The sequence below is a fragment of the Pseudomonas sp. FDAARGOS_761 genome (assembly GCF_013343155.1).
GTDB lineage: Bacteria > Pseudomonadota > Gammaproteobacteria > Pseudomonadales > Pseudomonadaceae > Pseudomonas > Pseudomonas aeruginosa.
The window spans coordinates 3414575-3435289 of record NZ_CP054572.1 but is presented as its reverse complement, the minus strand read 5'-3'; the positions used below and the strand labels follow the sequence as shown (position 1 = coordinate 3435289).

Sequence of the window (20715 nt, the reverse complement as noted above, 5' to 3'; positions counted from 1 at the left end):
ATGCCACTGTGTGGGAACTGGTTCAAGCCGGCGGCTGGATGATGCTGCCGATCATTCTGAGTTCGATCGCCGCCACCGCCATCGTCGCGGAGCGCCTGTGGACGCTGCGCAAGAGCCGCGTCGCGCCGCCCGAGCTGCTCGGCCAGGTGTGGAAGCAGATCAAGGGCAAGCAACTGAGCGCCCAGAAGCTCAAGGACCTGCGCGCCAACTCGCCGCTGGGAGAGATCCTCGCCGCCGGTCTGGCCAACTCCAAGCACGGTCGCGAGATCATGAAGGAGTGCATCGAGGAGGCTGCTTCCGGTGTCATCCACGAGCTGGAGCGCTACCTCAACGCCCTCGGCACCATCGCCGCGATGGCGCCGCTGCTGGGCCTGCTGGGTACGGTGTTCGGCATGATCCAGATCTTCGGCGCCTTCATGGACAACGGCATGGCCAACTCGCCGATGCTTGCCGCGGGCATCTCCAAGGCATTGATCACCACCGCCGCCGGCCTGCTGGTGGCGATTCCGGCGGTGTTCTTCCATCGCTACCTGCTGCGGCGGGTCGACGAACTGGTGATCGCCATGGAGCAGGAGGCCATCAAGCTGGTGGAAGTGGTGCAGGGCGATCGTGAAGTCGACTACGTCGAGGAAGGCAAAGCGTGAAATTCCGCCGCAGACGGGCGGGTGCCGCCCGTGAAGACGTCTTCATCAACCTGGCGTCGCTGATCGACGTGATCTTCGTCCTGCTGCTGTTCTTCGTGGTCAGTACCACCTTCACCCGCCCCGAGCAGCTCAACATCGAGCTGCCATCGGCGGAGAGCGGCGAAACCGCCGGCACCGAGCAGAAGCAACTGGAACTCTCGGTGGATGCCGAGGGGCACTACGCCTTGAACGGGCAGGCGCTGGCCAAGAGCGACCTGGCCACCCTGATGGCGGCGATGCAGCGTGAATCGGCGGGCGACAACAACCTGCCGGTGGTGATCAGCGCCGATGCCAAGTCCACCCACCAGTCGGTGGTCACGGCGATGGACGCAGCGGGCAAGCTGGGCTTCGTCCACCTGCGCATCACCACGGTCGAGAACACGGCGGCCAAGCCCTGATGTCGTTCTCCGAGCGGCTGCTCGCCGCCTGGTACCAGGGGCATCCGGCGCTGGCGTTGCTGCGTCCGCTGGAGGCTCTCTATCGCCGGGTGGCGAACGGCCGCCGGGCGGACTTCCTGTCCGGGCGCAAGCCCGCCTATCGGGCGCCGCTGCCGGTGCTGGTGGTAGGCAACATCACCGTCGGCGGAACCGGCAAGACGCCGATGATCCTCTGGATGATCGAGCACTGCAGGGCTCGCGGCTTGCGGGTTGGCGTGATCAGCCGCGGCTATGGTGCCCGGCCGCCCACCACGCCGTGGCGGGTGCGGGCCGAGCAGGACGCCGCGGAGGCCGGCGACGAACCGCTGATGATCGTCCGGCGCAGCGGCGTGCCGCTGATGATCGACCCGGATCGTCCGCGCGCCCTGCAGGCGCTGCTCGCCGAAGAGCAGTTGGACCTGGTCCTCTGCGACGATGGCTTGCAGCACTATCGCCTGGCGCGCGATCTGGAGCTGGTGCTGATCGATGCCGCGCGCGGTCTCGGCAATGGTCGTTGCCTGCCGGCCGGTCCGTTGCGCGAACCGGCGGAGCGTCTGGAAAGCGTCGACGCGCTGCTTTACAACGGCGCCGACGAGGATCCTGACGGCGGTTACGCATTCCGCTTGCAGCCTACTGCGCTGATCAACCTGCAGAGCGGCGAGCGTCGACCGCTGGAGCATTTTCCCGCGGGCCAGGAGGTCCATGCCCTGGCCGGGATCGGCAATCCGCAGCGTTTCTTCAGGACGCTCGAGGCGCTACACTGGCGGGCGATTCCGCATGCCTTCCCGGATCACGCGACCTACACGGCGGCCGAACTGGCGTTCAGCCCGCCGCTGCCGCTGCTGATGACCGAGAAGGATGCCGTTAAATGCCGGGCTTTCGCAGCGGCCGACTGGTGGTACCTGGCGGTCGATGCGGTGCCTTCCCCAGCATTCGTCGCCTGGTTCGACGCCCGACTCGAGCATCTCCTGGCGCGCTGACCGGCGGCCGTGCCGCCATTGTATGAAGGACTCCGCCATGGACCCGAAACTCCTCGATATTCTTGCCTGCCCGTTGACCAAGGGCCCGCTGGTGCTCAGCGAAGACAAGACCGAACTGATCAGCAAGCAGGCTGGCCTGGCCTATCCGATCCGCGACGGCATCCCGGTGATGCTGGAGAGCGAGGCTCGCTCCCTGAACGTGGACGAGCGGCTGGACAAGTAATGACCCAGGCGTTCACTGTCGTCATTCCCGCCCGCTACGCCTCCACTCGTCTGCCCGGCAAGCCATTGCAGGATATCGCCGGCCAGCCAATGATCCAGCGCGTCTGGAACCAGGCCCGCAAGAGCGCCGCCAGCCGCGTGGTCGTCGCCACCGACGACGAACGCATCCTGGCGGCGTGCCAGGGGTTCGGCGCCGAGGCGCTGCTGACGCGTGCCGAGCACAACTCCGGCACCGATCGCCTGGAGGAAGTCGCTTCCCGGCTCGGCCTGGCCAGCGATGCCATCGTGGTCAACGTCCAGGGCGACGAACCGCTGATCCCCCCGGCGCTCATCGACCAGGTGGCGGCCAACCTGGCGGCGCACCCGGAAGCCGCCATCGCTACCCTGGCCGAGCCGATCCATGAGGTCTCCGCGCTGTTCAATCCGAACGTGGTCAAGGTCGCCACCGACATCGACGGCCTGGCTCTGACTTTCAGTCGTGCGCCCTTGCCCTGGGCTCGCGACGCCTTCGCCCGCGATCGCGACAGGCTGCCGGAGGGCGTGCCCTATCGTCGCCACATCGGCATCTACGCTTATCGCGTGGGTTTCCTTGCCGATTTCGTCGCCTGGGGACCGTGCTGGCTGGAGAACGCCGAAAGCCTCGAGCAATTGCGCGCGCTCTGGCACGGGGTGCGAATCCATGTGGCCGATGCTCGCGAAACCATGCTTCCGGGCGTGGATACGCCGGAAGACCTCGAACGCGTTCGCCGCGTGCTGGGGGGCTGATGCGCGTCCTGTTCGTCTGCCTGGGCAACATCTGCCGGTCGCCCACCGCCGAAGGCGTGTTCCGGCGCAAGGTCGAGGAGGCCGGTCTGGCCTCCCGTATCCATGTCGATTCCGCTGGCACCGCCGGCTGGCATGTCGGCAAGGCGCCTGACCAGCGCACCCGCCTGGCCGCGCAAAGGCGTGGCTACGACCTGTCGGCACTGCGTGGACGCCAGGTCGGCATCGAGGATTTCTCCTGCCATGACCTGATCCTGGCCATGGACCTGTCCAACCTGGCTGACCTCGAGACCCTGCGTGCCGGGCGCGGTGCCGCCGAACTGGATCTGTTCCTGCGTCGCTACGGATCCGAGCGGGACGAAGTGCCCGATCCCTACTATGGCGGCGAAGAAGGCTTCGAGCAGGTCCTCGACCTGATCGAACATGCCTGCGACCGTCTGTTGATCGAAGCCAAGGGGCGACTGTGAGCCTGGAACTGCAAGAGCATTGCTCGCTGAAGCCCTATAACACCTTCGGCATCGACGTGCGCGCCCGCCTGCTGGCCCACGCCCGGGACGAGGCTGATGTGCGCGAGGCCCTGGCCCTGGCTCGGGAGCGTGGATTGCCGCTGCTGGTGATCGGTGGTGGCAGCAACCTCCTGCTGACCCGTGACGTCGAGGCGCTGGTTTTGCGCATGGCCAGCCAGGGGCGGCGAATTGTTTCCGATGCCGCGGATTCGGTGCTGGTCGAGGCGGAGGCGGGCGAGGCCTGGGACCCATTCGTGCAATGGAGCCTGGAGCGGGGCCTGGCCGGTCTGGAAAATCTCAGTCTGATTCCCGGCACCGTGGGTGCGGCGCCGATGCAGAACATCGGCGCCTATGGCGTGGAGCTGAAGGATGTCTTCGACAGCCTGACGGCGCTGGATCGCCAGGATGGAACCCTGCGTGAGTTCGATCGCCAGGCCTGCCGTTTCGGCTACCGCGACAGCCTGTTCAAGCAGGAGCCGGATCGCTGGCTGATCCTCCGCGTGCGCCTGCGCCTGACACGGCGGGAGAGGCTGCACCTGGACTACGGGCCGGTACGCCAGCGCCTGGAGGAGGAGGGCATCGCCAGTCCGACGGCCAGGGACGTAAGCCGGGTAATCTGCGCCATTCGCCGGGAAAAGCTGCCCGACCCCGCCGTATTGGGCAATGCCGGCAGCTTCTTCAAGAACCCGCTGGTGGATGCGGCGCAGGCCGAACGCTTGCGTCAGGCCTTCCCGGATCTGGTCGGCTATCCGCAGGCGGACGGTCGGCTGAAGCTGGCTGCAGGCTGGCTCATCGACAAGGGTGGCTGGAAGGGTTTCCGCGATGGCCCGGTGGGGGTACACGCGCAGCAGGCGCTGGTCCTGGTCAACCATGGCGGCGCCACTGGTGCCCAGGTCCGGGCATTGGCCGAGCGTATCCAGGAGGACGTCCGTCGGCGTTTCGGCGTCGAATTGGAGCCTGAACCCAATCTCTACTGAGGGTGCGGCTGGAGAATGAAAAAGGGATGCCGGCGGCATCCCTTTTTCATTGTGCGTGTTCGGCGGCTCTGGTCATGACGGGCGGTATGCCGGAGTGCCGCGGAATGGCGCGCAAAAAAAGGGGATGCCATGGCATCCCCTTTTTTCAGCCTGTCACTCAGGCATGCGGGCGCGAGGTTTCGCTTTCCTCGGTCTTTTTCGCGTGCTCCGTGTCGGCGGCGTCTTCGCCGGAAGCTTCAGGCTCGGCCTGTACCGCTTCCTGGGCTTCGTCCGCCTGAGACGGAACGTCGGCCTGGGCGATTTCTTCAGCCTGGGGTGCAGCAGGTTCCTCCTGGACCGACGCTTCCTCGCTCGCTACAGCCGGGATCTCCTCGACGGCGGGAGCGGCCTGAGCTGCCGCTTCGGCTGCTGCTGCGGCTTCGCGTGCCAGACGCTCGGCTTCGCGTTGCAGGCGACGTTTTTCCCGTGGGTCGTTGAGGGCACGGCCGGTCGCGTTGGCCGGCACCGCCGCGATGGCCGGGGTCGGCTCCTCGGTGGCTGCGGGCTCGCTAGGGGCTGCTACCTCGACGGGCGCCGGGGCGGCAACTTCTTCGGCCGCTTCCGTTGCCGGTTGCACGGCGCTCTCGGCGTCTTCGCGGCTTTCCACGCTTTCGCTGGCGAAGGGAGCTTCTTCAGTGACTTGCGCGACCAGCAGGGTGCTCTGGTCGGCTTCGTCCCGGACCACGCTGACGGTCACCGGCGCTTCGATGTCGGCGGTTTCGCCGGCATTGGCCTCGCTGTCCGCGCCCTGGGTTTCCACGGCTTCGCTGGTCGGTGCGTCGGTTTCATCGCTTGCCGTGGTTTCGCTGGCAGCCTCGCTGGTAGTGGCCGGGGCTTGCTCCACGTTTGCTTCTACGGCTTCGCTGGCGACAGCGATACCGGCAGCAGCGGCGGCTGCGACGGTGTTCAGCGGCGCGGCGGCGTTATCGGTCGCCTCGCTGCCTTCCAGCTCGCCGCTGACCTCGCGCTGGCGTTCGCGGCGGTTGCTGCGACGACGCTGGCCGCGGGAGCGGCGGCGCGGGCGCTCGCCATCGGTATCGTCCTGCTCGTCCTGCTCCAGGCTCTCGTCGTTCGGCAGCGCCTCGGCTTCCAGGGCCGCGGCGTCGCGAGCCTGGCGATCCTCGCGCGGCTGGCGCTCTTCGCGGGCCGGGCGCTCGGCGCGTTCTTCACGGCCTTCGCGGGGTTGGCGCTCTTCGCGAGCCGGGCGTTCGGCGCGCTCTTCGCGGCGGCGTTCGCTGCGTTCCTCGCGACCTTCGCGGCCTTCGCGCGGCTGGCGTTCTTCGCGGGGCGTCCGCTCGGCGCGCTCTTCACGGCCTTCGCGCGGCTGGCGCTCCTCGCGAGCCGGGCGCTCGGCGCGCTCTTCGCGGCGGCGTTCGCTGCGCTCTTCGCGGTTCGGGCGTTCGGCGCGCTCTTCGCGCGGTTGGCGCTCTGCGCGTTCCTCGCGGGGCTTGCGCTCTTCGTCGCGGCGATTGCCATCGCGGCCATCGCGGCGGCGGTTCTGCTGGCGGCCGTTGCGACGCTCGTCCTGGCGGGTTTGGCGCTCGGCAGCCGGCTTGCTGGTTTCAGCAGGCTTGGCGGCAGGTTGATCCTTGCCTGCGAACAGGCCGACCAGGGACTTCACCAGGCCCTGGAACAGGCTCGGCTCGGGCATCGGCTTGGCCGGCTCGACCGGTGCTTCGGTGTGTTGCGGTGCGGGCTGCTGGGGAGCGACGGTCTTGACTGCTGCTTCCTGGCGGACCAGGGTGCGGGTCGAGCTGACCGGCTGGGCTTCTTCGTGCTCGATGGTGGCCATTTCGTAGCTGGTCTGGCCGGCAACCAGTTCGGGGCTGTCATCGCGCAGACGCTGGACTTCGAAATGCGGGGTTTCCAGATGATCGTCCGGCAGGATGAAGATGCGCGCGCGGGTACGCAGTTCGATCTTGGTGATGGCGTTGCGCTTCTCGTTGAGCAGGAAGGCGGCGACCTGGAAGGGCACGCGGGCGCGGACTTCCGCGGTGCGGTCCTTCAGGGCTTCTTCCTCGATCAGGCGCAGGATGGCCAGCGACAGCGACTCGACATCGCGGATGATGCCCTGGCCGTTGCAGCGCGGGCAGACGATGCCGCTGGTCTCGCCGAGGGACGGACGCAGGCGCTGGCGGGACATTTCCAGCAGGCCGAAGCGCGAGATGCGACCGACCTGGACGCGCGCGCGGTCGGCCTCGAGGGCTTCGCGGACACGCTCTTCCACGGCGCGCTGGTTCTTCGCCGGGGTCATGTCGATGAAGTCGATGACGATCAGGCCGCCGATGTCACGCAGGCGCAGCTGGCGGGCGATTTCCTCGGCCGCTTCCAGGTTGGTCTGCAGGGCGGTTTCCTCGATGTCGCCGCCCTTGGTGGCGCGCGCCGAGTTGATGTCGATGGAAACCAGGGCCTCGGTCGGGTCGATGACGATGGAGCCGCCGGACGGCAGCTTCACTTCACGCTGGAAGGCGGTCTCGATCTGGCTCTCGATCTGGAAGCGATTGAACAGCGGAACGCTGTCCTGGTACAGCTTCACCTTGCTGGCGTACTGCGGCATCACCTGGCGGATGAAGTTCAGGGCTTCTTCCTGGGCGTCGATGCTGTCGATCAGCACTTCGCCGATGTCCTGGCGCAGGTAGTCGCGGATGGCGCGGATGATGACGTTGCTTTCCTGGTAGATCAGGAAGGGCGCGCCACGTTCGCCGGACGCTTCCTTGATCGCGCTCCACAGTTGCAGCAGGTAGTCGAGGTCCCACTGCAGTTCCTCGGTGCTGCGGCCGAGGCCGGCGGTGCGCACGATCAGGCCCATGTCGGCCGGTGCGTTGAGGCCGTTCAGGGCCTCGCGCAGCTCGTTGCGCTCTTCGCCTTCGATACGGCGGGAGATGCCGCCGGCGCGCGGGTTGTTCGGCATCAGCACCAGGTAACGGCCGGCCAGGCTGATGAAGGTGGTCAGGGCGGCGCCCTTGTTGCCGCGCTCTTCCTTCTCGACCTGGACGATGACTTCCTGGCCTTCGCTCAGGACTTCCTTGATGTTGATCCGGCCTTCGGGGGATTTCTTGAAGTATTCGCGGGAGATTTCTTTGAGGGGGAGGAAGCCGTGGCGTTCGGCGCCGAAGTCGACGAAGGCGGCTTCGAGGCTGGGTTCGACGCGAGTGATGCGGCCTTTGTAGATGTTGGCCTTCTTCTGCTCGCGGGCGCCCGACTCGATGTCGAGGTCGAACAGGCGTTGGCCGTCGACCAGTGCAACACGCAACTCCTCGGGTTGAGTCGCGTTGATCAGCATTCTTTTCATGTAGTACCAATGGTTTCCGGGGCTACCGGAAACGGCGATCGGCACACACGACTCTCACGGTCGGTGCTCGGGCGCGTATTCAGGAATGGCGGGCCATTCCCGTGTCCAGCGGCGCTCGGCACTGGGTGCCGGTCCGCGACTACGTCTCCTGCTTCCTGTGTTTCAGAAGCACTTGAGTCAGGAGGAGGAATCGGCTGTCGGAGGCGGACGAAAAATGCGTCTGGATCAAGCTAGAAGCTACGCAGTCCAACAGCCGTACATCTCCACCCTACACATGTTCCTTAAGAATCGGGCGCCGCTCGCAGTATCCGGAGCGGGTTGGCATCTCGCGCTCACCGAAGTGGTCGCGGCTCATGTTTCAAGGCTTTGGTTTCGAGTCGTTAGCGGGTTGGAAATTTTCGTATTTCCGCTGAAACGCCTCTGTAGGACGGCCTGACGTCCGTTCAAAGTGTTTGCAGGCGAGGGGGAAATGCAGGTTGGCAATCATCCGCAGGCCAGGCCGCTTATGGCGGCTTCCCGACTATAGCAGCAATGATTAAGTGCTTCAATTGAATGAAAAATTGTTATGATGTACGGATGACTACTCCCGCCTCTCCGACCACCGGTGTCCAGCTGCTCGATGTGCCGCCGGAACTGGCTGGTCAACGTATCGACAATTTCCTTATCGCCCGTCTCAAGGGTGCGCCCAAGACCCTGATCTATCGCATCCTGCGTAAGGGCGAAGTGCGCGTGAACAAGGGGCGGGTCAAGCCCGACTATCGGCTCCAGGCCGGAGATCAGGTGCGCGTGCCGCCGCTGCGCCTGGCCGAGCGTGATGAGCCGGCGCCGCTGGCGCAGGGGCTGCTGGAGCGGATGGAGGCGGCGATCGTCTACGAGGACAAGGCGCTGATCGTGGTCAACAAGCCCGCCGGGATCGCCGTGCATGGCGGCAGCGGCGTGAGCGCCGGGGTCATCGAGGTGTTTCGCCAGTTGCGCCCCGATGCCAAGGATATCGAATTGGTGCATCGTCTCGATCGCGATACCTCCGGCCTGCTGATGATCGCCAAGAAGCGCAGCATGTTGCGTCACCTGCATGAGGCCCTGCGGGGCGAGAAGATCGTCGACAAGCGCTATCACGCCCTGGTCCGTGGCCACTGGCCGGCTGGCAAGAAGAACGTGCGCGCGCCGCTGCTGAAGAACAACCTGCGTTCGGGCGAGCGGATGGTCGAGGTGAACGTCGAGGGCAAGGACGCGCTGACCGAGTTCCGGGTGCTGCGTCGCTTCGGCGATTTCGCCACCCTGGTGGAAGCGCGCCCGATCACCGGGCGGACCCACCAGATCCGCGTGCATGCCAAGCACGCCGGGCATGCCATCGCCGGCGACCCGAAGTATGGCGATGAGGATTTCTCCCGCGAGATCCGCGAGCTGGGCGGCAAGCGCCTGTTCCTGCATGCCGCGCAGTTGCGCGTGCCGCTGCCCGACGGGCAGGTGCTGGAGCTGGAGGCGCCGGTGGACGAGATGTGGCAGCGTTCGCTGGAGCGTTTGAATGACTGATTACGCGTTGCTGGTATTCGATTGGGACGGCACCCTGGTCGACTCGATCGCGCGCATCGTCGATTCGATGAAGGCAGCGGCGCGGGAAACCGCTCTGCCGGAGCGGGACGATACCCGGATCAAGGGCATCATCGGCCTCGGCTTGCCCGAGGCGATCGCTTCGCTCTATCCGGAGGTTGGCGATCCTGCTCTGGTCGAGCGTTTCCGGCGTGCCTACAGCGAGCATTACCTGGCGCAGGAGGTGCAGCCGTCGCGGTTGTTCCCCGGCGTGGCCGAAGCCATGGTGCATTTTCGCGAGGCAGGGTTCCGCCTGGCGGTCGCCACCGGCAAGAGTCGGCGTGGCCTGGACCGGGTGCTGGCGGGGCATGGCTGGAGCGATTTCTTCGATATCACCCGCTGCGCCGACGAAACGGCCAGCAAGCCGGACCCGTTGATGCTCCACGAGATCCTGGCGCACTGCCGGGTCGAGCCGGGGCGGGCGCTGATGATCGGTGATTCGCCGTTCGACCTGGAAATGGCGCGGCGGGCGGGGATGGATTCGGTTGCGGTGGCCTATGGCGCCCAATCGCTGGAGCAGTTGCGGCCTTATGCGCCGCGGCTGGAAGTTGAGCATTTCACCGAGTTGCGCGCCTGGTTGGGCGGTGCTCGACGTGAGGCGGTTTCAGGAGTGGTTGAGCATGTCTGACGAGTGGAAGTCGGAAACGCCGAAGGCGAATGACGACAAGAGCTGGAAGCTGCTGGAGAAGGCGGTTCTCGCCGGGGTCCAGGAGCAGCGGCGGGCGCGGCGCTGGGGGATATTCTTCAAGTCGCTGACCTTCATCTATCTCTTTGTCGTGCTGCTGGCCTTCAGTCCGTTCGGCAGCCTGGAGAAATCGGCCTCGCGCAGCGGTAGCCACACGGCGCTGATCGAGGTGAAGGGTATGATCGCCGACGATGAGCCGGCCAGTGCCGACAATATCGTCACGGCCTTGCGCGCGGCGTTCAAGGATGAGGGTACCAAGGGGATCGTCCTGCGGATCAACAGTCCGGGCGGCAGTCCGGTGCAGTCGGGCTATATCTATGACGAGATTCGTCGCCTGCGCGGCGAGCACCCGAACGTCAAGGTCTATGCGGTGATCAGCGACCTGGGTGCCTCCGGCGCCTACTACATCGCCAGCGCCGCCGACCAGATCTACGCTGACAAGGCCAGTCTGGTCGGTTCCATCGGCGTGACGGCGGCCAGCTTCGGTTTCGTCGGCACCATGGAGAAGCTCGGTGTCGAGCGACGCGTCTATACCTCCGGCGAGCACAAGTCGTTTCTCGATCCTTTCCAGCCGCAAAAGCCCGAGGAGACTCAGTTCTGGCAGCAGGTGCTGGATACTACCCACAAGCAGTTCATCGACAGCGTGAAAAAAGGGCGCGGCGACCGGCTCAAGGTCGAGGGGCATCCGGAGCTGTTCTCGGGTCTGGTCTGGTCCGGCGAACAGGCATTGCAGCTCGGTTTGATCGACGGTCTGGGCAATGCCAGCTATGTGGCGCGCGAAGTGGTGAAGGAGAAGAAGATCGAGGATTACACCGTGCAGGAGTCGCCTTTCGATCGCTTCGCCAAGAAGTTCGGTGCCAGTGTGGCGGAGCGCCTCGCGCTGTGGATGGGCTGGCAGGGGCCGGTACTGCGCTGAGAGCGTTTCCCTTCCTTATATAAAGAAGCCCGGCCGAAGCCGGGCTTCTTTATATGGGAATGCCGGATATGGGAATGCCGGCTCAGGGGATTTCGACGCCTTCCTCGAGGAGCATGTCGACCAGGCGGATCAGCGGCAGGCCCACCAGGCTGGTGGCGTCCTCTCCTTCGGTGGCGCGGAACAGGCTGACGCCCAGGCCTTCCGCCTTGAAGCTGCCGGCGCAGTCCAGCGGGCGTTCCGCTTCGACGTAGCGGCGGATGCGGCTCTCGTCGAGGTGGCGGAAGTGCACGGTGAACGGCACGCATGCCACCTGGATGCGCCGGCTGGCGCTGTTGAGGAGGGCCAGTCCGGTGAGGAAGGTCACGCTCTTGCCGCTGGCGTCCCGTAGCTGCTGGATGGCGCGTTCGGGGGTGTGCGGCTTGCCGAGGATGTCGCCGTCGAGTACGGCGACCTGGTCGGAGCCGATCACCAGGTGTTGCGGATAGCGTCCGGCCAGCGCTTCGGCCTTGCTGGCGGAAAGGCGGCGCACCAGTTCCTCGGCACTTTCCCCGGGGCGATGGCTTTCGTCGATATCGGGGCTGGCGCTTTCGAAGGGAAGGCGCAGGCGGGTCAGGAGTTCGCGTCGGTAGGGGGAGCTGGAGGCGAGGATCAGGTCGGGCATGAGGTTCTCCGTGGCGAGCGGCCGATTTTAACGAAAAGACTCGTCCTTACAGCGGTTTATGGCTAATTTCCTTTGACAGGCGCGGGGGCGTCCCTATAATGGCGCGCTTATGTTGAATGGGCCGATTCCACCTCATATCGATCCGCGCAAGTTGGTCGACCGCGGCGCCACCCTCGAGGGTGTGTACGCGCTCGCCGATATGCCGCGTGTATGCGAGCAACTGACCAGCGATGCCGGTGAGGTGCGCGTGAAGGTTTCCTTCGAGCGCGACCACCAGAAGCTGGCGGTCATGCATATGCAGCTCGATACCGAGGTGAGCATGGTATGCCAACGCTGCCTGGATGCGGCGGCCATTCCCGTGCATGGCGAATATACCTACGCCATTCTTCGGGAAGGTCAGTCCGCCGACGGTCTGCCGAAGGGGTACGATGCGCTGGAAGTGGGGGAGGAACCCCTGGACCTGCTGGCGCTGGTCGAGGACGAGCTGTTGCTCGCCTTACCCATCGTTCCGGCCCATGACCCCGAAGTATGTCAGCACCCGGCTGGATTCGTCGTCGAAGACGAGCCGGAGTCGAGCGAAGTCGAGGACAAGCGTCCTAATCCGTTCAGCGTACTGGCACAGTTGAAGCGTGACCCAAACGTTTAGGAGTTAATCAATCATGGCTGTTCAGCAGAACAAAAAGTCTCGTTCCGCTCGTGACATGCGTCGTTCCCACGATGCGCTCGAGTCCAATGCTCTGTCCGTGGAAAAGAGCACCGGTGAAGTCCACCTGCGCCACCACGTATCCCCGGACGGCTTCTATCGCGGCCGTAAGGTAGTAGACAAGGGCTCCGACGAGTAATCCTTGTCCGCACCAATCATCGCGATTGATGCAATGGGTGGGGACTTCGGTCCCCACTGCGTTGTTCCGGCCTCTATTGCCTTCCTGGCCGAGAATTCCTATTCGCAACTGATCCTCGTCGGTCAGCCTGCCCTCCTCGAAGAACTCCTTTCCCGCTATCCGTCGCTCGACCGGCAGCGCCTGCGCGTGCATGCGGCCAGCGAAGTGATAGGTTCAGACGAACGTCCCTCCCAGGCCTTGCGTGGCAAGCCGGACGCTTCCATGCGCGTGGCGCTGGAGCTGGTCCGCGACGGCCGGGCGCACGCGTGCGTCAGCGCCGGCAATACCGGGGCGTTGATGGCGCTGTCGCGGCACCTGCTGAAGACCCTGCCCGGTATCGACCGCCCTGCGATGGTGACGGCGGTTCCGACCGAGAAGGGGCATTGTCATCTGCTCGACCTCGGCGCCAACGTGGATTGCAGTGCCGAGCATCTCTACCAGTTCGCGGTGATGGGCGCGGTGGCGGCAGAGGCCTTGGGCTGCGTCTCGCCCCGGGTCGCCCTGCTCAACGTGGGGACCGAGGAGATCAAGGGCAACCAGCAGGTCAAGCTGGCGGCGAGCCTGTTGCAGAAGGCCCAGGGGTTGAATTTCAGCGGATATATAGAGGGCGATGGCCTGTATCGCGGCGAGGCCGACGTGGTGGTCTGCGACGGTTTCGTCGGCAACATCCTGCTGAAGGCCAGCGAAGGCCTGGCTGCCATGGTGTCGGCGCGGATCGAACAGCGCTTCCGCGATGGACTGGCGGCGAAGCTGGTCGGTGCGCTGGCGTTGCCGCTGCTGCGCCGGCTGCGCGGCGATATCGCTCCGGCACGCTATAACGGCGCCAGTTTCCTCGGATTGCAGGGGATAGTGGTGAAAAGCCATGGGTCTGCCGCCGAGGAGGGTTTCCAGAGCGCCTTGCGTCGCGCGGCACTGGAAGTCCGGGAAAACCTGCCGCAACGATTGCATGGCCGTCTCGAGCATCTGCTGCTCTAATGTGTGACCGGGCGGTCCAGGCAGCCATCCAACACTCAGTTTCCTGCGCCAGTCGCGGCTGGCGCGTTATCTCTGACGAGCAAAAGACCACAAGGGACCTATTCAATGTCTGCATCCCTCGCATTCGTCTTCCCCGGCCAGGGTTCGCAATCCCTCGGCATGCTGGCCGAGCTGGGCGCCCAGCAGGCGCTGGTGCGCGATACCTTCGCCGAGGCCTCCGAGGCGCTCGGTTACGACCTTTGGGCGCTGGTCCAGAATGGACCTGAAGAGCACCTGAACCAGACCGACAAGACCCAGCCGGCCATCCTCACGGTTTCGATCGCGCTCTGGCGCCTCTGGCTGGCCTCCGGCGGCGCGCGCCCGGCGTTCGTCGCCGGGCACAGCCTGGGCGAATATTCCGCGCTGGTCGCGGCCGAAAGCCTGGCGTTCGCCGATGCGGTCAAGCTGGTCGAGCGTAGGGGCCAACTGATGCAGCAGGCGGTTCCGGCGGGGCAGGGCGGCATGGCCGCGATCCTAGGCCTGGAAGACGCCGATGTATTGGCGGCCTGTGCCGAGGCGGCCCAGGGCGAGGTGGTCAGCGCGGTCAACTTCAACGCGCCGGGGCAGGTAGTGATCGCCGGTGCCGCGGCTGCCGTTGAGCGTGCCATCGAGGCGTGCAAGGCGCGCGGCGCCAAGCGCGCGGTGGCGCTGCCGGTCAGTGTGCCGTCGCATTGCGAACTGATGCGTCCGGCCGCCGAGCGGTTCGCCGCCTCGGTCGAAAGCTTGCAGTGGCAGGCGCCGAAGATTGCGCTGGTGCAGAACGTCAGCGCCGCCGTGCCGGCTGATCTCGATACGCTGCGCCGCGACCTGCTGGCACAGCTGTACAGCCCGGTTCGCTGGGTGGAGAGCATCCAGCTGCTGGCGGAAAAGGGCGTCACCGAGCTGGTCGAGTGCGGGCCGGGCAAGGTCCTGGCAGGCCTCAACAGGCGCTGTGCGAAGGGCATCAATACCCATGGCCTGGATGGTGTCGAGGCGTTCGCCGCCACGCGCGCCGCCCTGGCCTGAGAGAGAGTGAAAGGAGAGAATCCCATGAGTCTGCAAGGTAAGGTCGCATTGGTAACCGGCGCCAGCCGTGGCATCGGCCAGGCGATTGCGCTGGAACTGGGGCGCCTGGGTGCCGTGGTCATCGGCACCGCGACCAGCGCGTCCGGCGCCGAGAAGATCGCCGAAACCCTCAAGGCCAATGGCGTCGAGGGTGCGGGCCTGGTCCTGGACGTTTCCAGCGACGAATCCGTAGCCGCGACCCTGGAGCACATCCAGCAGCATCTCGGCCAACCGCTGATCGTGGTCAATAACGCCGGCATCACCCGCGATAATCTGCTGGTGCGCATGAAAGACGACGAGTGGTTCGATGTGGTCAACACCAACCTGAACAGTCTCTACCGTCTGTCGAAAGCCGTTCTGCGCGGTATGACCAAGGCCCGCTGGGGGCGCATCATCAACATCGGTTCCGTGGTCGGCGCCATGGGCAATGCCGGGCAAACCAACTATGCCGCGGCGAAGGCCGGCCTGGAGGGCTTCACCCGTGCGCTGGCCCGGGAAGTCGGTTCGCGTGCCATTACCGTGAATGCGGTGGCGCCGGGCTTCATCGACACCGACATGACCCGCGAGCTGCCGGAAGCCCAGCGCGAAGCGCTGCTGGGCCAGATTCCGCTGGGTCGCCTGGGGCAGGCGGAAGAGATCGCCAAGGTGGTCGGCTTCCTCGCTTCGGACGGCGCAGCCTATGTGACCGGGGCCACCGTGCCGGTCAATGGTGGGATGTACATGAGCTGAATGTGACGTTACCTTTCTCGGGTCTGTCATAAGCGCTGTCTAGAATTCGTTGCGGAATTGCAGCCGGGTTATTAGATAGAATTATCGAAGTGGCCGTGGGAAGGTGAGGCGTTCAGCTTGAAAAGCAGAAAACCCTTTCTATACACTTACCCGCAGCCCAGCTGCTCGGATTTTCCATAGGAGTGAAAACAAGGTATGAGCACCATCGAAGAACGCGTTAAGAAGATCGTCGCTGAACAACTCGGCGTGAAGGAAGAAGAAGTCACCAACAGCGCTTCCTTCGTCGAAGACCTGGGCGCCGACTCCCTTGACACCGTCGAGCTGGTGATGGCTCTGGAAGAGGAATTCGAGACCGAAATCCCTGACGAGAAAGCTGAAAAGATCACCACCGTTCAGGAAGCCATCGACTACATCGTTGCTCACCAGCAATAAGTAGTCGTCGGATTTTCCGACGTGGAAAAGCCGCACAGCCTGTAAGGGCGTGCGGCTTTTCTTTAGCGCCTTACCTACTCTGGTAGTCTGTCGGCGCAACCCCGTGAAATGAGAAAGAGGAAGTCGTAGTGTCGCGTAGACGCGTCGTCATTACTGGCATGGGCATGCTGTCGCCGCTGGGCCTGGATGTCCCGAGCAGTTGGGAAGGTATTCTCGCCGGTCGCAGCGGGATCGCCCCGATCGAGCATATGGACCTGTCCGCCTATTCCACCCGCTTCGGTGGTTCGGTCAAGGGTTTCAATGTCGAGGAATACCTGTCCGCCAAGGAAGCCCGCAAGCTCGACCTGTTCATCCAGTACGGTCTCGCCGCCAGCTTCCAGGCCGTTCGCGATTCCGGCCTGGAGGTCACCGACGCCAATCGTGAGCGTATCGGCGTATCCATGGGTTCCGGTATCGGCGGCCTGACCAATATCGAGAACAACTGCCGATCCCTGTTCGAGCAGGGGCCGCGGCGCATCTCGCCGTTCTTCGTGCCCGGTTCGATCATCAACATGGTTTCCGGCTTCCTGTCGATCCACCTGGGTCTGCAGGGGCCCAACTACGCCCTCACCACCGCCTGCACCACCGGTACCCACAGCATCGGCATGGCTGCTCGCAACATCGCCTATGGCGAGGCCGACGTGATGGTCGCCGGCGGTTCCGAAATGGCTGCCTGCGGTCTCGGCCTGGGCGGTTTCGGCGCGGCTCGCGCGCTCTCCACTCGCAACGACGAGCCGACCCGTGCCAGCCGTCCGTGGGACCGGGATCGCGACGGCTTCGTCCTGTCCGACGGTTCCGGCGCCCTGGTGCTCGAAGAACTGGAGCACGCCCGTGCCCGCGGCGCGCGGATCTATGCCGAGCTGGTTGGCTTCGGCATGAGCGGCGACGCCTTCCACATGACCGCGCCGCCGGAAGATGGCGCCGGTGCCGCCCGCTGCATGAAGAACGCGCTGCGCGATGCCGGCCTGGATCCTCGTCAGGTCGATTACATCAACGCCCATGGCACCTCCACCCCGGCCGGCGACATCGCCGAGATCGCCGCGGTGAAGAGCGTGTTCGGCGAGCATGCCCATGCGCTGTCGATGAGTTCGACCAAGTCGATGACCGGCCACCTGTTGGGTGCCGCCGGTGCGGTGGAGGCGATCTTCAGCGTGCTGGCCCTGCGCGACCAGGTCGCCCCACCGACCATCAACCTGGACAACCCGGACGAAGGTTGCGACCTCGACCTGGTGGCCCACGAAGCCAAGCCGCGCAAGATCGACGTGGCCCTGTCGAACTCGTTCGGTTTCGGCGGGACCAACGGCACCCTGGTGTTCCGCAGGTTCGCCGACTGATGCTGGACTGGGTCGACGGCCGGCCCGCCGCCGAGCTGTCCGTGCGCGATCGCGGACTGGCCTATGGCGACGGGCTGTTCGAGACCCTGGCGGTGCGCGCCGGCACGCCGCGTCTCCTGGAACGCCACCTGGCGCGCCTGGAAGAGGGGTGTCGACGCCTGGCGATCCCTCTCGACACCGCAGCGTTGCGCCAGGAGTTGCTGGCGTTCTGCGCGGCGCTGGGCGACGGTGTCGCCAAGCTGATCGTCACCCGCGGCGAGGGTTTGCGTGGCTACGCGCCGCCTGCCGAGGCCTCGCCGCGGCGAATCCTCTCCGGATCGCCGCGTCCGGCCTATCCCGAGCGCCACTGGCAGCAAGGCGTGCGCCTGTTCGCCTGCCGTACGCGCCTGGCCGAGCAGCCCCTGCTGGCCGGCCTCAAGCACCTCAATCGCCTGGAGCAGGTCCTCGCCCGTGCCGAGTGGAGCGACGCCGGGCATGCCGAAGGGCTCATGCTGGACGTGCACGAGCGGGTGGTGGAGGGCGTGTTCAGCAACCTGCTGCTGGTTCTCGACGGCACCCTCGTGGCGCCTGACCTGCGGCGCTGCGGCGTCGCGGGAGTGATGCGCGCGGAATTGCTCGAGCGCGCCGAAGGAATCGGCGTCCCGCTGGCGATACGGGATGTTTCCATGGCTGAACTGGCGACGGCCGACGAGGTCTTTCTGTGCAACAGCCAGTTCGGCATCTGGCCGGTCCGGGCATTGGACGAGCACGTCTGGCCGGTCGGCGAGCTGACCCGTAAACTGCAAGACCAACTTCGCGACGACCTGGATTTCTGACTTTGATGCGCAAACTGCTGGTGCTGCTGGAGAGTGGCCTGTTGTTCGTTGGCCTCTGCGTCGGCCTGGCTGCATGGCAGCAGCAGCGGGCGCTGGAGCAGCCCCTGCAATTGACCGAGGAGCGCCTGCTGGACGTTTCCTCGGGCTCCACGCCGGGCGGCATGCTCGCGCGTCTGGAGCAGGAAGAGGTGCTCCATGGCGCGTTCTGGCTGCGCCTCTACTGGCGTTTCAACCTGCCGGGCCAGGCCCTGCACAGCGGTGAATACCGCCTCTTGCCGGGGATGACGGGCGCCGACCTGCTGGAACTCTGGCGTGAAGGCGAGGTGGTGCAGTACAGCCTGACCCTGGTCGAGGGCTGGAGTTTCCGCCAGGTGCGCGAAGCGCTCGCCAGGCAGGGCAAGCTGGAGCAGACCCTGGCCGGCCTGAGCGACGGCGAGATCATGCAACGCCTCGGCAAGCCCGACGAAGTGGCCGAAGGGCGCTTCTTCCCCGATACCTACCGCTACACCCGTGGCATGCGCGACATCGACATACTGCGCAAGGCCTACCAGCGCATGCAGACCATCCTCGCCAAGGAATGGGATGGCCGCAGCCAGGACCTGCCTTATCGCGACGCCTACCAGGCGCTGATCATGGCCTCGCTGGTGGAAAAGGAAACCGGCGTGCCGGAAGAGCGTTCGCAGATCGCCGGCGTCTTCGTCCGCCGCCTGCAGCGCGGCATGCTGTTGCAGACCGATCCGACGGTGATCTATGGCATGGGCGAGCGCTACAACGGCAAGATCACCCGCGCCGACCTGCGCGAACCGACCCCTTACAATACCTATGTGGTGCCGGGCATGCCGCCGACCCCGATCGCCCTGGCCGGGCGCGAGGCGATTCGCGCCGCGCTGCATCCGGCCGAGGGCGAGACCCTGTATTTCGTGGCGCGCGGCGATGGCAGCCACGTGTTCTCCAGCAGCCTGGACGAACACAACAAGGCGGTCCGCGAGTATCAGTTGAAGCGTCGCTCGGACTATCGCTCCAGCCCCGCGCCCATCACCCCGCCGCCACAATGAGCGGCGCAGCCAAGATAAGGAGTGCCGTGTGACCGGCCTGTTCGTCACCCTGGAGGGCCCGGAAGGGGCCGGCAAGAGCACCAACCGCGACTACCTGGCCGAGCGCCTGCGCGAGCGCGGCATCGAGGTGCAGTTGACCCGCGAGCCTGGCGGCACGCCTCTCGCCGAGCGCATCCGTGAGCTGCTGCTGGCGCCCAGCGACGAGCCGATGGCCGCCGATACCGAGCTGTTGCTGATGTTCGCCGCGCGGGCCCAGCATATCGCCGGGGTCATCCGTCCGGCACTGGCGCGCGGGGCCGTGGTGCTCTGCGATCGCTTCACCGATGCCACCTATGCCTACCAGGGCGGCGGGCGCGGCTTGCCGGAGGCGCGCATCGCCGCGCTGGAAAGCTTCGTCCAGGGCGACCTGCGGCCCGACCTCACGCTGGTCTTCGACCTGCCGGTGGAAATCGGCCTGGCGCGGGCGGCGGCGCGTGGCCGGCTCGACCGTTTCGAGCAGGAGGACCGACGCTTCTTCGAGGCCGTGCGTCAGACCTACCTGCAGCGCGCCGCGCAGGCCCCGGAGCGTTACCAGGTGCTCGACGCCGGGTTGCCGCTGGCCGAGGTGCAGGCTGGCCTGGATCGGCTGCTGCCGAATCTGCTGGAGCGTCTGAATGGCTGATATCTATCCCTGGCAGCAGGCGCTCTGGAGCCAACTGGGCGGCCGCGCCCAGCACGCCCACGCCTATCTGCTCTACGGTCCCGCCGGGATCGGCAAGCGCGCCCTGGCCGAGCATTGGGCCGCCCAGCTGCTCTGCCAGCGGCCCGCCGCCGCTGGCGCATGCGGCGAGTGCAAGGCCTGCCAGTTGCTGGCCGCCGGTACTCATCCGGACTACTTCGTGCTGGAGCCGGAGGAAGCGGAGAAACCGATCCGGGTCGACCAGGTCCGCGACCTGGTTGGCTTCGTGGTGCAGACCGCGCAACTGGGCGGGCGCAAGGTCGTGTTGCTCGAGCCCGCCGAGGCGATGAACGTGAATGCCGCCAACGCCCTGTTGAAAAGCCTCGAAGAGCCCTCGGGCGATACCGTGCTGCTGCTGATCAGCCACCAGCCCAGCCGCCTGTTGCCGACCATCAAGAGCCGCTGCGTGCAGCAGGCCTGCCCTTTGCCGGGTGCGGCGGCGAGTCTGGAATGGCTGGCGCGGGCCCTGCCCGACGAGCCGGCCGAGGCCCTGGAGGAACTGTTGGCGCTTTCCGGCGGCTCGCCGCTCACCGCCCAGCGCCTGCACGGCCAGGGCGTGCGCGAGCAGCGCGCGCAGGTGGTCGAGGGGGTGAAGAAGCTGCTCAAGCAGCAGATCGCCGCCAGCCCACTGGCCGAAAGCTGGAACAGCGTGCCGCTGCCATTGCTGTTCGACTGGTTCTGCGACTGGACGCTGGGCATCCTGCGCTACCAGTTGACCCGCGACGAGGAGGGGCTGGGGCTGGCCGACATGCGCAAGGTGATCCAGTACCTGGGCGACAAGTCCGGGCAGGCCAAGGTGCTGGCCATGCAGGACTGGCTGCTGCAACAGCGGCAGAAAGTGTTGAACAAGGCCAACCTCAACCGTGTCCTGCTTCTCGAAGCCCTGCTGGTGCAGTGGGCAAGCCTGCCCGGGCCGGGCTAGAAT

At 65.8% G+C, this 20715-nt stretch carries 23 protein-coding genes; 21 read left to right on the top strand and 2 right to left on the bottom strand.

Annotated features, from left to right (window positions below; all coding sequences use genetic code 11):
- Positions 1-8: 8 nt before the first annotated feature.
- From FOC67_RS15995 to murB, 7 genes are read left to right on the top strand one after another with little or no spacing between them, the layout of a single operon-like run.
- A complete protein-coding gene (locus FOC67_RS15995; protein ID WP_003091163.1) occupies positions 9-644 on the top strand; it encodes a MotA/TolQ/ExbB proton channel family protein in 636 nt (211 codons plus the stop codon).
- Positions 641-1081, top strand: a complete 441-nt coding sequence (locus FOC67_RS15990) for a biopolymer transporter ExbD (RefSeq protein WP_003091161.1) — start codon at positions 641-643, stop codon at positions 1079-1081. The genes FOC67_RS15995 and FOC67_RS15990 overlap by 4 nt, the downstream gene beginning before the upstream one ends.
- Positions 1081-2079 (top strand): tetraacyldisaccharide 4'-kinase, encoded by a 999-nt coding sequence (lpxK, locus tag FOC67_RS15985; protein WP_003091159.1) that lies wholly within the window; start codon positions 1081-1083, stop codon positions 2077-2079. Before FOC67_RS15990 ends, lpxK begins: the two co-directional genes overlap by 1 nt.
- A gap of 37 nt (positions 2080-2116) precedes the next feature.
- Positions 2117-2302 carry a Trm112 family protein gene (locus FOC67_RS15980; protein WP_003091157.1) on the top strand — a complete coding sequence of 62 codons (186 nt, stop codon included), beginning with the start codon at positions 2117-2119 and terminating at the stop codon, positions 2300-2302.
- Positions 2302-3066, top strand: a complete 765-nt coding sequence (gene kdsB, locus FOC67_RS15975) for a 3-deoxy-manno-octulosonate cytidylyltransferase (protein ID WP_009313830.1) — start codon at positions 2302-2304, stop codon at positions 3064-3066. The genes FOC67_RS15980 and kdsB overlap by 1 nt, the downstream gene beginning before the upstream one ends.
- A complete protein-coding gene (locus tag FOC67_RS15970; RefSeq protein ID WP_003091154.1) occupies positions 3066-3530 on the top strand; it encodes a low molecular weight protein-tyrosine-phosphatase in 465 nt (154 codons plus the stop codon). Before kdsB ends, FOC67_RS15970 begins: the two co-directional genes overlap by 1 nt.
- Positions 3527-4546: a UDP-N-acetylmuramate dehydrogenase gene (murB, locus tag FOC67_RS15965; protein ID WP_003091153.1), complete on the top strand. Its 1020-nt coding sequence runs from the start codon at positions 3527-3529 to the stop codon at positions 4544-4546. The genes FOC67_RS15970 and murB overlap by 4 nt, the downstream gene beginning before the upstream one ends.
- Before the next feature lie 157 nt (positions 4547-4703).
- Here the strand turns inward: murB and rne are convergent, their stop codons facing one another.
- A complete protein-coding gene (rne, locus tag FOC67_RS15960) occupies positions 4704-7877 on the bottom strand; it encodes a ribonuclease E (protein ID WP_031627547.1) in 3174 nt (1057 codons plus the stop codon).
- Positions 7878-8453: 576 nt separating this feature from the next.
- Between rne and rluC the strand changes: the two genes are divergently transcribed.
- Genes rluC through sppA form a run of 3 tightly spaced genes read left to right on the top strand, consistent with a single transcriptional unit; the run spans position 8454 to position 11068 of the window.
- A complete protein-coding gene (gene rluC / locus FOC67_RS15955; RefSeq protein WP_009313832.1) occupies positions 8454-9410 on the top strand; it encodes a 23S rRNA pseudouridine(955/2504/2580) synthase RluC in 957 nt (318 codons plus the stop codon).
- The gene (locus FOC67_RS15950; RefSeq protein WP_003130699.1) at positions 9403-10095 is read left to right on the top strand and encodes an HAD-IA family hydrolase; all 693 of its coding nucleotides are present in this window, start codon (positions 9403-9405) and stop codon (positions 10093-10095) included. The genes rluC and FOC67_RS15950 overlap by 8 nt, the downstream gene beginning before the upstream one ends.
- Positions 10088-11068: a signal peptide peptidase SppA gene (sppA, locus tag FOC67_RS15945; protein ID WP_003091146.1), complete on the top strand. Its 981-nt coding sequence runs from the start codon at positions 10088-10090 to the stop codon at positions 11066-11068. The genes FOC67_RS15950 and sppA overlap by 8 nt, the downstream gene beginning before the upstream one ends.
- A gap of 82 nt (positions 11069-11150) precedes the next feature.
- On the opposite strand, the gene FOC67_RS15940 is transcribed toward sppA, so the two are convergent.
- Positions 11151-11729, bottom strand: coding sequence for a nucleoside triphosphate pyrophosphatase (locus FOC67_RS15940; RefSeq protein WP_003110197.1), 579 nt, complete (start codon positions 11727-11729; stop codon positions 11151-11153).
- Between the two features lie 109 nt (positions 11730-11838).
- Between FOC67_RS15940 and FOC67_RS15935 the strand changes: the two genes are divergently transcribed.
- From FOC67_RS15935 to FOC67_RS15885, 11 genes are all read left to right on the top strand, one after another.
- Positions 11839-12375 (top strand): YceD family protein, encoded by a 537-nt coding sequence (locus FOC67_RS15935; RefSeq protein ID WP_003091144.1) that lies wholly within the window; start codon positions 11839-11841, stop codon positions 12373-12375.
- Positions 12376-12388: 13 nt separating this feature from the next.
- Entirely contained in the window at positions 12389-12571 is a 183-nt protein-coding gene (gene rpmF / locus FOC67_RS15930; protein WP_003091143.1) for a 50S ribosomal protein L32, read from the top strand.
- Between the two features lie 3 nt (positions 12572-12574).
- A complete protein-coding gene (plsX, locus tag FOC67_RS15925) occupies positions 12575-13585 on the top strand; it encodes a phosphate acyltransferase PlsX (protein WP_071534418.1) in 1011 nt (336 codons plus the stop codon).
- 105 nt (positions 13586-13690) lie between these two features.
- On the top strand, positions 13691-14629 hold the full coding sequence (gene fabD, locus FOC67_RS15920) for an ACP S-malonyltransferase (protein ID WP_009313834.1): 939 nt from the start codon (positions 13691-13693) through the stop codon (positions 14627-14629).
- Positions 14630-14653: 24 nt separating this feature from the next.
- Positions 14654-15397: a 3-oxoacyl-ACP reductase FabG gene (gene fabG, locus FOC67_RS15915; protein WP_003091137.1), complete on the top strand. Its 744-nt coding sequence runs from the start codon at positions 14654-14656 to the stop codon at positions 15395-15397.
- 195 nt (positions 15398-15592) lie between these two features.
- Positions 15593-15829, top strand: coding sequence for an acyl carrier protein (gene acpP / locus FOC67_RS15910; RefSeq protein WP_003091135.1), 237 nt, complete (start codon positions 15593-15595; stop codon positions 15827-15829).
- 128 nt (positions 15830-15957) lie between these two features.
- Positions 15958-17202, top strand: a complete 1245-nt coding sequence (gene fabF, locus FOC67_RS15905; RefSeq protein WP_003104132.1) for a beta-ketoacyl-ACP synthase II — start codon at positions 15958-15960, stop codon at positions 17200-17202.
- Positions 17202-18017 carry an aminodeoxychorismate lyase gene (gene pabC / locus FOC67_RS15900; RefSeq protein ID WP_003113994.1) on the top strand — a complete coding sequence of 272 codons (816 nt, stop codon included), beginning with the start codon at positions 17202-17204 and terminating at the stop codon, positions 18015-18017. The genes fabF and pabC overlap by 1 nt, the downstream gene beginning before the upstream one ends.
- A 5-nt stretch (positions 18018-18022) precedes the next feature.
- On the top strand, positions 18023-19072 hold the full coding sequence (gene mltG / locus FOC67_RS15895; protein ID WP_003130717.1) for an endolytic transglycosylase MltG: 1050 nt from the start codon (positions 18023-18025) through the stop codon (positions 19070-19072).
- Positions 19073-19100: 28 nt separating this feature from the next.
- Positions 19101-19733 carry a dTMP kinase gene (gene tmk / locus FOC67_RS15890; protein ID WP_003122486.1) on the top strand — a complete coding sequence of 211 codons (633 nt, stop codon included), beginning with the start codon at positions 19101-19103 and terminating at the stop codon, positions 19731-19733.
- Complete coding sequence (locus tag FOC67_RS15885) at positions 19726-20712, top strand: DNA polymerase III subunit delta' (RefSeq protein ID WP_003110200.1); 987 nt, start codon at positions 19726-19728, stop codon at positions 20710-20712. The genes tmk and FOC67_RS15885 overlap by 8 nt, the downstream gene beginning before the upstream one ends.
- The last annotated feature ends 3 nt before the right edge of the window (positions 20713-20715 follow it).

Coding starts and splice junctions, on each gene's coding strand:
- lpxK (WP_003091159.1), top strand. CDS start 1,081: ATGTCGTTCTCCGAGCGGCTGCTCGCCGCCTGGTACCAGGGGCATCCG.
- FOC67_RS15980 (WP_003091157.1), top strand. CDS start 2,117: ATGGACCCGAAACTCCTCGATATTCTTGCCTGCCCGTTGACCAAGGGC.
- kdsB (WP_009313830.1), top strand. CDS start 2,302: ATGACCCAGGCGTTCACTGTCGTCATTCCCGCCCGCTACGCCTCCACT.
- FOC67_RS15970 (WP_003091154.1), top strand. CDS start 3,066: ATGCGCGTCCTGTTCGTCTGCCTGGGCAACATCTGCCGGTCGCCCACC.
- rne (WP_031627547.1), bottom strand. CDS start 7,877: ATGAAAAGAATGCTGATCAACGCGACTCAACCCGAGGAGTTGCGTGTT.
- rluC (WP_009313832.1), top strand. CDS start 8,454: ATGACTACTCCCGCCTCTCCGACCACCGGTGTCCAGCTGCTCGATGTG.
- FOC67_RS15950 (WP_003130699.1), top strand. CDS start 9,403: ATGACTGATTACGCGTTGCTGGTATTCGATTGGGACGGCACCCTGGTC.
- sppA (WP_003091146.1), top strand. CDS start 10,088: ATGTCTGACGAGTGGAAGTCGGAAACGCCGAAGGCGAATGACGACAAG.
- FOC67_RS15940 (WP_003110197.1), bottom strand. CDS start 11,729: ATGCCCGACCTGATCCTCGCCTCCAGCTCCCCCTACCGACGCGAACTC.
- FOC67_RS15935 (WP_003091144.1), top strand. CDS start 11,839: ATGTTGAATGGGCCGATTCCACCTCATATCGATCCGCGCAAGTTGGTC.
- rpmF (WP_003091143.1), top strand. CDS start 12,389: ATGGCTGTTCAGCAGAACAAAAAGTCTCGTTCCGCTCGTGACATGCGT.
- fabD (WP_009313834.1), top strand. CDS start 13,691: ATGTCTGCATCCCTCGCATTCGTCTTCCCCGGCCAGGGTTCGCAATCC.
- fabG (WP_003091137.1), top strand. CDS start 14,654: ATGAGTCTGCAAGGTAAGGTCGCATTGGTAACCGGCGCCAGCCGTGGC.
- acpP (WP_003091135.1), top strand. CDS start 15,593: ATGAGCACCATCGAAGAACGCGTTAAGAAGATCGTCGCTGAACAACTC.
- pabC (WP_003113994.1), top strand. CDS start 17,202: ATGCTGGACTGGGTCGACGGCCGGCCCGCCGCCGAGCTGTCCGTGCGC.
- mltG (WP_003130717.1), top strand. CDS start 18,023: ATGCGCAAACTGCTGGTGCTGCTGGAGAGTGGCCTGTTGTTCGTTGGC.
- FOC67_RS15885 (WP_003110200.1), top strand. CDS start 19,726: ATGGCTGATATCTATCCCTGGCAGCAGGCGCTCTGGAGCCAACTGGGC.